At 37.5% G+C, this 13,246-nt stretch carries 9 protein-coding genes; all 9 read right to left on the bottom strand.

Annotated elements, in window-relative coordinates; translation table 11 throughout:
* Positions 1–1,618, bottom strand: a 1,618-nt coding sequence (locus ACY651_RS06070; protein ID WP_462250756.1) for a GDSL-type esterase/lipase family protein, incomplete at its 3' end; no start/stop codon positions are given.
* Positions 1,619–1,918: 300 nt separating this feature from the next.
* Entirely contained in the window at positions 1,919–2,749 is an 831-nt protein-coding gene (kduI, locus tag ACY651_RS06065; protein ID WP_462250754.1) for a 5-dehydro-4-deoxy-D-glucuronate isomerase, read from the bottom strand.
* Between the two features lie 140 nt (positions 2,750–2,889).
* Positions 2,890–3,660 carry an SDR family oxidoreductase gene (locus ACY651_RS06060; protein ID WP_462250752.1) on the bottom strand — a complete coding sequence of 257 codons (771 nt, stop codon included), beginning with the start codon at positions 3,658–3,660 and terminating at the stop codon, positions 2,890–2,892.
* 254 nt (positions 3,661–3,914) lie between these two features.
* Positions 3,915–4,355 (bottom strand): nuclear transport factor 2 family protein, encoded by a 441-nt coding sequence (locus tag ACY651_RS06055; RefSeq protein ID WP_462250750.1) that lies wholly within the window; start codon positions 4,353–4,355, stop codon positions 3,915–3,917.
* Between the two features lie 8 nt (positions 4,356–4,363).
* On the bottom strand, positions 4,364–5,407 hold the full coding sequence (locus tag ACY651_RS06050; RefSeq protein WP_462250748.1) for a Gfo/Idh/MocA family oxidoreductase: 1,044 nt from the start codon (positions 5,405–5,407) through the stop codon (positions 4,364–4,366).
* A gap of 167 nt (positions 5,408–5,574) precedes the next feature.
* On the bottom strand, positions 5,575–6,363 hold the full coding sequence (locus ACY651_RS06045; protein ID WP_462250746.1) for an L-fucose dehydrogenase: 789 nt from the start codon (positions 6,361–6,363) through the stop codon (positions 5,575–5,577).
* 114 nt (positions 6,364–6,477) lie between these two features.
* Positions 6,478–8,340, bottom strand: a complete 1,863-nt coding sequence (locus tag ACY651_RS06040; protein WP_462250744.1) for a pectinesterase family protein — start codon at positions 8,338–8,340, stop codon at positions 6,478–6,480.
* A 138-nt stretch (positions 8,341–8,478) separates the two neighbouring features.
* Positions 8,479–10,344, bottom strand: a complete 1,866-nt coding sequence (locus ACY651_RS06035) for a RagB/SusD family nutrient uptake outer membrane protein (RefSeq protein WP_462250742.1) — start codon at positions 10,342–10,344, stop codon at positions 8,479–8,481.
* Positions 10,345–10,363: 19 nt separating this feature from the next.
* Positions 10,364–13,246 (bottom strand): SusC/RagA family TonB-linked outer membrane protein (locus tag ACY651_RS06030; RefSeq protein ID WP_462250740.1); only part of this gene is annotated, 2,883 nt, incomplete at its 5' end.

Raw genomic sequence — 13,246 nt, 5'->3', positions numbered from 1 at the left:
TGCCACGCTTTCTGCCTTCCTCATCACGTCCGCTTTTAATGGTAATGCCGTCATCGCCGGTATCAAAATTGCAATCTTCCAGCAACGCATTTTTACAACTTTCTAAATCTATGGCATCGGTGTTGGCACCGTACCAAATGTTTTTTACTTTTAAATTTCTCACCGTAATGTGTTCGCTCATGGTGATATGCGTTGTCCATGCCGGTGAGTTTTCAAAAGTTACGCCTTCAATTAAAATATTTTTACACTCCGAAATACGGATCATATTCGGACGCATGTAATCTTTTACATCTTCAAAATCTTTTAAAGTTTTTCCTTCGGTAAGTTTTCCAATATTATTGGTTAACGCTGCCTTTAATGCTTTGGGAGAACTGTACCAGCTTTTACCTTCGGCAGAAACCACTCCACCATAACTTTTTAAATGTGCTTTCCACTGGCTTTCGGTAAGTTTATCTTTTCTTAAAGGCCTCCAGTAAAAACCATTGCCATTCATTATGCCTTCGCCGGTAATGGCAATATTTTCTAAATTTTCTGCTACTAACGGCGACATACACCTTGCTGCATCCACGCCTTCAAAAGAAGACAGCACCAAAGGATACTGATCAAAATCTTTGGTGTAAATAATTAAAGCACCTTTTGCCAAATACAAATTGATATTGCTTTTCATTACAATAGGGCCGCTTACAAAACTTCCCCTTGGCACCATCACTACGCCGCCGCCTGTTTTTGCACATTCATCAATGGCTTTATTGATAGCAACAGAATTTAATGTTAATCCATCTGCAACTGCACCATAATTTAAAATATTAAAAGTGTCTTTTTTAAAATGTGGTGCATAAATTTTAGGTAACTCAAATGCGAATTTTTCTTTAAAGTCTGACGGTGCTAAATATTTTATTAAGGGCAAATTTTGCTCTTTGATACTTTGGCAAACCAATGATGCCATTGATGCTGCGCCATATTCACTGAAGTGTGTATTATCTTCTTCCTTGCCTTTATAATTTTTAAAATGATTTTTTGGAATATTTAAAAATAAACGCTTGCTGTTTTCCACTCCTTCCTGTACAATTAATGCTTCGCTGCTTTTATGCAGATCAATTAAAGGCACATTCATTTGTGCAGCTACTTCTTTTACCACGCCGGGATAATCGCTATGCTGATCAACAAATTTTCCCTGTGCATCAAACTTGCGGCGCATTACCGGTGTAAGTAAAACAGGGTTGGCGCCTTTGCTGCGTATATCATTTACAAAACGAATTAAATTTTGTTTGTACAAAGTATGCGCCGGTGCAGAGCGGTTGCTGTCTTCCAGTTTTTGATCGTTGTGCCCAAACTGTATCATAACATAATCGCCGGATTGCAAGCGGCTCATCACCGTATCCCATCGATGTTCTGTAATAAAACTTTTTGTACTGCGGCCATTTACGGCGTGATTTTGTATGGTTATATCATTGGTAAAATAATCAGGTAACAATTGCCCCCAGCCCCTTTCCGGATTATCATCTAATGGCTTATTGGCCATGGTAGAATCGCCAATTAAAAAGATGGTAGTTTTTTTATCGGGCAATAAAAAAGCAAAACCACTAAAACTTATTATTATTAAAAGGTATTTTTTCATATAGCTGATGTGTAAGGGGTGTATTTTAAATTTATTAATTATAAATACGCCGTTTATTTATTGTATACTTTTAATTAGATGCTTCTTTTGTTTTTGTATGCCTTTAATTAGATGCTTCTTTTTTTTGCCGGGTGAGCCACTCTTGAGGAGTGACTCACCCTAATCGCCATAAGCGACCTCACCCCAACCCTCTCTAAAGGAGAGGGAACTGGAATGGGGTAACTTTAGTGTTAAATTTTTTTATTATTTCCACTACTATCTTCTCCATAATAAGTTCCCCTTTAAGGGCGGAGGGGCTTCTTATCTCAAATCATTAATATTTACGGGATCCATATCAGTGTAAATAAAATTTTCGCCAGCCATGCCCCAGATAAAACCATAATTGGTGGTGCCGCATCCGCTGTGAATACTCCATGGTGGCGAAATAATCGCTTCGTCATTGCTTACCACCAAATGTTTTGTTTCGGTGGGCTGACCCATTAAATGAATTATTTTTTGGTTCTCCGGTAAATCAAAATAATAATAAGCTTCCATTCTGCGGTCGTGTACATGCGTGGGCATGGTATTCCACACACTGCCTTCTTTTAAAATAGTAAGTCCCATTACCAACTGGCAACTTTTTAATCCATCGGCATGAATGTATTTATAAATTGTTCTTTGATTAGCGGTTATCACTGCACCCATTTCTGTTGGCGAAGCTTTTTCTTTTTTCATCAACTTTACCGCATACGCATGATGAGCAGGTGAAGAAAGTAAATAAAATTTTGCCGGATTATCTTTCTTTTTACTTTTAAAAGTAACTTTTTGTTTGCCTTTGCCAATGTATAAACAATCGAGTTTATTTACATCGTACGCTTTCCCATCCACGTTTATTTCGCCTTCGCCGCCAACATTGATTACACCAAGCTCTCTTCTTTCTAAAAAAAAATTTGCTTTAAGGGCATCATAAGTAACCAATGTGATAGTTTTATTTACCGGCACTACGCCACCAATCATAACCCTATCGTAGTGGGTGTACACAAAATTTATCTCATCATGCTTCATAATGTTTTGTACTAAAAAATTACTGCGTAATTCTTCGGCATTCATGCGGCTTACTTCGGCAGGGCTGTTGTGAAATCGTATTTGCATATTGTATATTTTGGAGCCCCAAACCCCTAAAGGGGCTTTCTTTCGTTGGTGCATTTATTTTGTTTTACATTTCAAAACTCGCTGGTGTAACAATTCATTAGACTCTTCAAAGTTCCCCCTTCAGGGGGCGGAGAGGGCTTTTATCTTCCCATCCATCCACCATCAACAGTTACAATTGTTCCATTCATATAATCGCTGGCTTTGCTGGCCAAAAAAACGGTTACACCTTTAAAATCATCGGGCTCACCCCAACGGTTGGCCGGTATTCTGTCTAAAATTGATTTACTGCGTACAGGGTCGTTGCGTAATGCTTCGGTATTATCTGTTGCTATGTAACCCGGTGCAATACCGTTTACATTAATGCCTTTACCCGCCCACTCATTTGCAAATGCTTTTATTAAACTGGCAATGGCACCTTTGCTTGCTGCATAGCCCGGCACATTTACACCACCCTGAAAACTTAACAATGATGCAGTAAAAATAATTTTGCCACTTCCCTGTGTAATCATTTTTTTTCCTATTTCTCTTGTAATTATAAATTGTGCATCTAAGTTTATAGCAATTACTTTATCCCAAAATTCGTCACTATGTTCTGCCGCAGGGTTACGCATAATGGTGCCGGCATTATTAACTAAGATATTGATCTGTTTATTTTCTGCTGTAACTTTTTCTGTAAAATTTTTAAGAGAGGTTCTGTCTTCAAAATTGCATTGATAAGCTTTAAAGTTTTTACCCAATGTATTCACTTCTTTTTCTACTTCGCTGCCAGTAAGTGCAAGGTTTGCAGATACACCAATGATATCTGCGCCGGCTTCGGCCAAACCAATGGCCATTGCTTTGCCAATGCCTTTATTGCATCCTGTTACCAGTGCTGTCTTTCCATTAAGCTTAAACTGTTCTAAAATATTCATTTGTACAATCGTTTATGCCCCTAACCCCTGAAGGGGAACTGCAGCTTTTAATAATGTAGTTTATATTTTTATTTCAATCTTTTAAAAGATTGTTTTCAATAGCCTTTTTCTATTAATTTCAGCTTCTTTCTACATCAATTTTACCACTATATCTCAAGGGAAAACATTATTGAAAGGCCTTTATTTACGCAAACGTTCCCGATAACGTTTACTTACAAAAAATTGCTCGTTTGCATTAACCAACGGGCCAATTTTTACAGTTTTTTTGCAGCCTGCCGTGCTACCAATTTCCAATCGCCCTGTTGCTTTTCCCATACTAACATCACATACATAAAAATGTCGGCTGGCTTGCCTCCATCATTAGTTTTTGATTTAAGAGTTTGCCGCACCACAACAATTTTTTTGTTTACTACTGTGTAAGTCTGCTCAGATAAATCAATCGTTACAAAATCGCTTTTACCGCTGGCAATTTTTGAAACGAATTCTTTTTTATCATCAATATGTCCTCCTGAATGACCGTACATTAAATTTGCCGAAGCCAGTTTATCCAGCATTACAGAATCAGCATCAACCATAGCTTTACGCAGTTGTTCTACTTTTTCTTCTACCTGCTTTTGTTCTTTGCTTTGTGCGGTTGCATTTAATGCAATACAAAGCAACAGTACGGAAACAAATTTTTGAAATACTTTTTTCATTTTTATTTTTAGTTTAAATTGATAATTTTTTTTTGATTGTTACTTTGATAAACTGCTTCAATAATTTTAATTACATTTTTTGCTTCTTCAGCAGTAACAGGTAAAGGCTGTTTATTAATTATTGCCTGGTAAATTCCATCGTAGTAATTTCCATAATTGCCTTTTTCGCCTGGTATTTTTTCTTTTACAAAAACGCCCTCTTTTTCTGTATGCAACATACCATATTCAGATGTTGACTCAACACCAAAATCATCATCTAAAGGATTTTTATGCAACTGTAATTGAGTTTCCTGAACATCGCTGCGGCTTTTTAAAAAAGAACCTTTGCTGCCATGAATAATAAATCCCTGCGGTTCTTTTGCAAACATGGTGGCTTTTAGGCGAACCCTGAAAGATGAATAGTATAAAAGAATTTCGCAATAATCATCCACCAAAGAATTTTCTCTCATCATCATTACATCTGCAAATAGTGCAGCAGGCATTCCAAATAACTGCAATGCCGTATCAATTAAATGAGAACCTAAATCGTAAACAACACCCACGCCTGCAGTTGGTGCTTCTTTATGCTGTTTATAACTTAAATCGGGTACAAAACGGTCGTAATGAATTTCTGCTTCTTTAATGTCACCCAATTTTTTACCGGCCAGTATTTTTTTTGTGGTTAAAAAATCACTGTCCCAACGGCGGTTGTGGAATACCGATAACAGTTTTTGCTGTTTTTCTGCAAGGTTAATTAATTGATTGGCTTCTGCAACAGTTGGTGTAAACGGTTTTTCTACAATAACATGTTTATTAGCCAGCAAGGCTTTTTTTGCATAATCAAAATGGGTTATGCTGGGAGTATTTACAATTACCAGATCTATACTTTCATCAGCAAGCATCGTATTTAAATCTCTGAAAGTTTTTATTGCAGGATATTTTTCTGCAGCCAAATTTTTTGTACGTTCCCAAACTGCGTACAACTCAAAACCTTTATTGCTGTTGATGAACGGGGCATGAAAAACCCATCCACTCATACCAAAAGAACACAATGCGGTTTTAATAGTTTGCATAATCGTTAGTTAACACACAATTAATTATAAAATGAAACTACTGCGTAGTTTTTGTTTTGCCACAGATTACACAGATTAACACGGATTTTAGCTTTTGAAACCCTATATTAATCCGTGCAAATTCGTGTAATCCGTGGCTACTATTTTTTAATGCTATGCAGTAAAAATTAAGCATTTGCCAAAGCCCTGTCTAAATGCACATATCCACCATCTACATAAACCAATTGGCCAGTTGTGTGGCTTGATCTGGAGGACAATAAAAAAGCCACTGCATTTGCAATTTCGGCTGCTGTTGTCATCCTGTTTTCCAAAGGTATTTTAGCTTCTATTTCTTTTAATTTTTGCTGAGGATTGGGTAAAGTTTCAATCCATTTTTGGTAAAGCGGAGTAAAACATTCTGCTACCACTACTGCATTTACACGAATGCCATACTTCAATAATTCCACCGCCCACTCTCTTGTTAATGCATTGCGGCCACCATTACTGGCAGCATAGGCAGATGTATTGCCCTGGCCGGTATCGGCAGTTTTTGAAGTGATGTTTACAATCGCCCCTTTCGATTTTTTTAATTCGGGTAATGCATAATGTGCCAGCAAATAATAATGCACCAAATTTTTATGCAGAGAAGCAATAAATTTTTCATAGTTGCCGCTTTCTAATCCTACACTATCATTTACACCTGCGTTATTAACCAACCCATCAATTTTATTAAATTTTTCTACTACTTTTTTTATTGCCTGCTCACATACTAATGGTTCAGATAATTCCGCCACTATCTGAAACGCTTTACCACCTGTTGCTGTTACGGCTGCAACTGTTTTTAAATTATCTTCTTCATTACGGCCAATGATAACCGGTATAGCACCTTCTGTAGCCAGCACTTTTACAATACCCTCGCCAATACCTTTGGCACCACCGCTTATAATAATTATTTTATCTTTTAAATTTAAATCCATGTGAGTTGTATTTTTTCAAATGTAATTTTAATGAGCAAGCTATTATTTGTAATGCAATCGGTTTGTAAGATTAACATTTTAAAGCGCTGCACTATCCTGCACCTGCATGACACTTTACAGCCGGTTTATCCAATTCTTTAACCGTTCCAGCCAATTATCATCGGTTGTTTTATTATTCATGCCAAAACCGTGGCCACCTTTGGGATATAAATGCATTTCCACTGGCACTTTATTTTTAACACAGGCCTGGTAATACCTAACGCTGTTTTCAACTGGTACGCCACCATCATCGCTGGCGTGTACTAAAAAAGATGGCGGTGTTTCAATATCTACCTGCAAATCGTTACTGAAAAAATTAGTCAACTGTGCTGATGCCTTTGCACCAATTAAATTATTTCTGGAGCCTTTATGTGTTATAGTGCTATCAAAACTTATTACAGGGTAAATTAATACCGCAAAATCAGGACGAACAGAAGTGGTATCTTTATTATTGGCATCGGCCATAAATTTAAAATGTGTGGCGGCTGTGGATGCTACATGGCCTCCGGCAGAAAAGCCCATTATACCAATTTGATTTTTGTTTACACCAAACCCTTTTGCATCAGCTCTTATTACACGAATGGCCTGTTGTGCATCCTGCAATGGTGCAAGGCTTTTATCAATGTTAGTGGTATCATCGGGGAGTCGGTATTTTAAAACGAAAGCCGTAACTCCCCAGCGGTTTAATTCTTCTGCAATTTTTGTTCCCTCTTTATCAAACGCTAAAATGCTGTAGCCACCACCCGGGCAAATAATAACTGATTTACCATTTGGTTTTGCTGGTTTAAAAACAGTAAGTGTTGGAATACTTACTTTGGCAATACGTGTTACATTATCACGAAATGTTGAATTCTCTTTATCTGGTACAGATTTAGAATTAGGAACAGCGCCCTTATACAAAGGAATTTGTTGTGGTGCTTTTTGTACAAATGCATTATTATCGAAAGGTTTAGATTTCATTGTTGCAAACCAGGCAGTGTCTGATATGTTTTTATTTAATGAAAAAATGTTTTTAAGTGAATATAATTTTACTTCTTTATCATTTAATTGTTTTGACCATTTTACACGTTGTGTAATTGCCGCTCCACTGCCTGTATTTTTGTACTCTGCATAAAAAGTAGTTTTTTCATTTTCAGTATTATTCCAATTATCCCAACCTTCGGGTGCAATTACTTTAGGTAAATCACAACGAATAAAAACTGTTTTAGCATTTGCCCGCCATGGCCTGCCCAAATATAATTTTGTTACAGAAGAATCAACCATAATTTTACAATCAATAAAAACAAAACCATAGCTTTTACTTACAGTTGTACTGGCTGCTGTTATAAATGAATTTGTTTTTGCCCTGATGGTACAATTCTGAAACACTGCTGTTGATGGTCCAAAAATAAAATCGGTAGTGCCTTCTATATAACAATTTTCAAAAAGTTGTCTTGCATTTTCTCCACTTGCAAAAATAGTATCCTGGTTACCCAAAAATTTACAGTTTTTAAAAACTGCTTTATCAGCATCAACATATAATGCCAAGGCCTGGCCAACCTGCGCGGCATTATTTGCAAACGTAATATTCTCGGCCCTAAAACGGTTGCCCGAAATTTTTGCCGTGTAAGAAGTAAATGTGGTATGTTTTCCTTTGCCTGAATAATCATTAAAGATAATGATAGTGCTGTCCACATTTTCACCAACAAACCTTACATCGGTGTTATTTGCAGGTAATTCAATCTTCTCGTTGTACACACCGTTTTTTATGTACAACGTAATTGGCGCTAACGGATAAACCCTCATGGCATCAATAGCATCCTGAATAAATGCATAATCGCCGCTGCCATCTTTAGCTACAGTAAATACATATTTATATTGTTGTGGGTTGGAGGTCTGACAAAATCCATGGCTGCAGAAAAATAATATAACTATAAAAATTAAACCTCTTTTTTCCATCTTTTAAATTTAAAGTAAATTATTCGTTGCGTTCCAAATTCCAAAAATATTTTTCTTTATAAGTACTCTCTTTTTACATTTAAAAAAAGCTGCCACTGGGACAGCCTTTAAACTAAACTACTATGAGAAAGATTTAAATTAATAGCCCGGGTTTTGTTTTAGTTTACCCTGGTATGCCGAAATGGTTGCCTGGTCGTAAGGTAATAACTCACTTTTGCCGGGTACAAAATAAAATGCCATGGCCTGAAATAACGGCTTGTTACCCGTACCATCAACATCAAGCACATTACCTGTAAGATTTTGTGCCCAGTCTGTTCTTACCCATTTTGTTGCTGCTGCACCCGATGCAGGCGCTGTACCAATTGCTGCAGCAGGCGGCACCTGTGTTGGCCTCCAGAAAGGCTGTTTGCTAACACTGTCTGTTGTGGTGTAATACACAATTTCTTCTCCAATATTTTTAATATAAACATATTGCGGCACATAAGTGTATGGTGCAACCCTGTCACGTATTTGCTGAATTTTATTTCTTGCTTCAGCAATTTTCGCCCCCAGTAAATTCCAGCGTAATAAATCATATTTGCGAATACCTTCATGACCAAATTCTAAAAAACGTTCGTTGGTAATAGCAACAAAAAAACTATCTTTTGTTGAAGGTGTAATTCCAATTAATGAGGTATTGCCGCGGTATGCTCTTTTTCTAACTTCTTCAAAAGCATCTTTTGCCAATTGTGTTGGCCCGTTATTAATTTCATTCACTGCTTCTGCATACATTAATAATACATCCGAAAAACGAATCATGCACCAGTTGTAACCGGGGTTTAATGCAGTGCCCGGCAACAATGGAATTCTCCAGTCTCTTCTGTATTTACCTGTATTTAATTCTCCCAAACGGCGTTGCCCTTTTATGTTAGACACAGTGGGCACCTGGTAATGTGTTACAGTAATATCACGCCTTGTATCAACGGAATCGAATGCATAAAAATAGTTGGGCAGCATTTGAATACCGCCGCCGCCAGCACCGTAACGTGATGCTGCATTTACAGTTGGGCCATCATAGTTACCCATACGGCTGTCGCTGGTACCGTTTCCTCCGCCTGCACCCACTTCAAAAATTAATTCTCCCTGCGGATCGTACACAAAAGAAGTTACATTTCTCCAAATGTTTTCGTAATTGGGATTAAGGGTGTGCTGTGATCTGTTAGCCATTAATTCTTCGCACTCCTGTTTTGCAATTTGGTAGTAAGTAAGATAATTACTGCCACGTTCCATTTGCCCGTTGCTGCGTAAAGAAAATCCACCACGGAACAAAGCTATTTTGGCTCGTAAAGCCATTACTGCTCCTTTTGTTATGCGTTCGTTTCTTGTACCAGCATCTAACCGCCATGGTACTAATGCTTTTGCTGTAGCAAGGTCGGCTAAAATTTTATTATAGGTAGAATCCCTGTTAGCCGCCAACGGAAATAAATCGGTTTGTTTAAAAGCCGGTGTCATTGGTGCAGGCACGTCACCCCAGTTTCTAATCAGTTCAAATAAAAACTGTGCCCTAAGTGTAAGTGCTTCTCCATATAATCTTTTTACAGCTGCCTGTTCTGTTGCAATAGCTGAAGTATATTGTGGCATTAATGGAATTTGATCGATACATAAATTTGCTTTTTCCACCCCACGGTACAATTGACGGAATGGGTTTGAAATTTCTGCATTAGTCAATAATAATTGATACCTGCCAACACCCCTTCTGCCGTTATCAATACCCCCGCTTACAATACCTTCGTCGGTATCGTAAGGATAATACATACTTATGCGAATGCCATATCCATTATCTCCCTGCAACTCATCATACACACCAATAAGTGCACTTGTAGCATTAGATACATCCGAAAAAGTTTCTGCAATCGTATATTGAGATACTGGCTCAACTTCTGTAAATTTTTTACAGCTGTTAAAAATAACAGCTACACTAAGAATTGTGATGGCTGTACTAATTTGATAAATTTTATTTTTCATAAAACAATTATTTTATTTTTTAGAAAGTAACATTTACACCAACTACTATTGTTCTTGATCTTGGATAAGCAGCAAAATCAACACCCGGCGTTAAAGGGTCTGTTCTTCTTGCAGTAACATCAGGATCGTAACCGGTATAATTGGTAATGGTGCCCAAATTATTAATTGTACCATAAAACCTGAAGCTGGAAATTTTTGCCTTAGCGGTAATATTTTTTGGTATCGTGTAACCCACAGTAAAATTATTAAAACGAAGGTAAGATCCATCTTCAATTTCCCAGGAGTGCAACCACCAACGTTGCACTCTAACCGGCGTCCATATTTTTGCGTTGGCATTTAATGCCGCAAGTTCAGTTGGGTCGGTTACTCTCTGGCCGGCGGCATTAATATTTGTCCACCTGTCTTTCATAGTGTTGAGTATATTCAGGTTGCTAAATGCGCCATCCGTCCATTCTACTTTGTTGGCATTATAAATATCATTGCCATAAACAAAATTTACAAATACACTTAAATCAAACCCTTTAAAAGCAAACTGGTTATTCCATCCTCCGGTAAATTTAGGATTGGCATTTCCAATTACTTTTCTGTCTTTATCGGGTGTTATTTTTCCATCCCCATCTAAATCTTTCCATTTAAGCATACCAGGTTGCGGTGCACCGTAAACACCGTTAGCAGCCACACCCGCTTTAATTGTATAAACTCTTGTTGTTGCATTATAATCAAAATCGTTAATGCCATAAAAACCATCTGTAACAAAACCATACATTAAACCGGCAGGTTCGCCAACTTTTACTAAATAATCAGTAACGCCATCACTACCCTGCCAGCCCGAGTTTCTTTCTAACTGGCTTACACCACCCAAACTTTCAACTTTGTTTTTATTAAAAGAGAGATTGAAGTTAGATGTCCATGTAAAATCTTTTTTAGCAACAGGCGTAGCATTAATTTGAAACTCCACACCACGGTTGGATGTAGCCCCAATGTTTTGAATTTGAGAAGTATAACCGGTTGTTGGTGGAATATCAACATTCAGCAATAAATTTTTTGCTGTGTTTTTATAAATATCCATTGTAAACTGTAACCTGTTTTTAAACATAGACAGATCAATACCAAAATTTCGGGTAGTATTTTCTTCCCATCTTAAATTGGGGTTAGCTAATGATGTGGGTGCAAAGCCCGGTAAAATAGAATGGTTAATAGCATACTGACCCGTTACACCATATAATTGCAAATAAAGTAAATCGCCGATTCGGTTATTGCCTACAGAGCCATAGCCAAATCTTAATTTACCATCATCCAGCCACTTTGCATTTTCAAATAATTTTTCTTTTGAAAAACGCCATGCTGCAGAGCCCGAAGGGAAAACAAGGTTTCCATTACTTGCACCAAATTTTGATGATCTGTCGGAACGCAAATTAAGTGTCAGTAAATATTTATCATCAAATCCGTAATTTATTCTTCCAAAAAAAGAAGCAATACGGCTTGCCGGATTAATAAAAGTAAATGGTAACGGTTGCGAAGAGCCTGTAGGTGCTGAACCAAGCCCCATGTTTGCCAATGCTTTGTCGGGAGTAATATCAGCAGGAAAATAATTGGTTTGAAAAAAAGAATTTTGAACCCTGATATCAACAATTTCCTGCCCCACTAAAACAGTAAGATCGTGATGTTTTTTATAATCATTTACTGAATATTGCAATGTATTAGAATTACTGATGCTTCTGTTATTCTGCTCGCCGATTGACGCAACAGGTAATGATGCAGCATTACGTGCCGTACCTGTTATTTTGCTGTAAAAAAGATCCTGCTCAGTAACGGTATTATCAAAACCAAGTGTACTGCGAAATACAAGATTTTTTAAAATATTATAATTAAAATAACCGGTTAAATAAGTTCCTTTGGTGAATTGCCTTCTGTATTCTGCCTTTGTTAAAATAACAGGATTTGTTTGCCCTGCAGATGCTAAATAATAAGCCTCATCAAAATCATCAACACCACCTGTTGCGGTGGGTAACTCAAACGGACGGTAAGTAATAGCATGACGCAGACGATTGGTAGTTCGTGTACCGCTGTTAGTGGTACCAGAACCTCTTATTGTCTGATCCAAATAACGGGCTGTTATTCCAACTTTTACTTTATCAGAAACCTTATGGTTTAAATTAAAGTTTACTAAATTTCTGTCGAACCCGGATTCTAATAAAATGCCATCTTCCCTGTTGGCAGTTAAACTTAAATTGAAAGTGGTAGCCTGATTACCGCCATTTACCGAAACATTATGATTTTGATATCTTGCATTGCGGCCAAATGCTTCCTGCTGCCAGTTTATTGGTGTTACATTTTTGTAATTCTTAAGTGTATCCCAGGTAGTGCCGTAAGTTTTTGCAAAATCGCTGCTGTCAGTTGAGCTTGCTCTCGATCTTTCGTATTGCCAAATTACAAAATCATAAGGGCTTAATACTTCCATTTTCTTAGGCAACATTCTTGATCCGAAAGAACCATTATATGCCACTTCAGTTTTTCCCGACCGGCCTACTTTTGTTGTAATTATAACCACCCCATTTGCCGCTCTTGCCCCATAAATAGCTGTAGTTGATGCATCTTTTAATACATCAATTGTTGCAATATCCTGCGGAGAAATTACCGACAAAGCATTTTCAACCTGCACCCCATCAACAATATACATGGGTGAATTATCCTGCGTAATTGAACCGCCACCTCTTACTCTTATAATGATATCAGCACCCGGCGCACCTTCCGATGCGATGGCCTGCACACCGGCCAATCTTCCCTGCAATGCTTCTGCAGCAGAGGACAATGGAATATCTTTTAACTGCTTTGCATTTACAGATGAAACTGTACCGGTTAAATCTTTTCGCTTGATGGTGGCATAACCTACCACCACCAC

Source organism: Ferruginibacter sp. (assembly GCF_031391665.1).
Taxonomy (GTDB): domain Bacteria; phylum Bacteroidota; class Bacteroidia; order Chitinophagales; family Chitinophagaceae; genus Ferruginibacter.
Note: the sequence above shows the minus strand (reverse complement) of the source record. Positions and strands in the feature narration are given on the sequence as shown.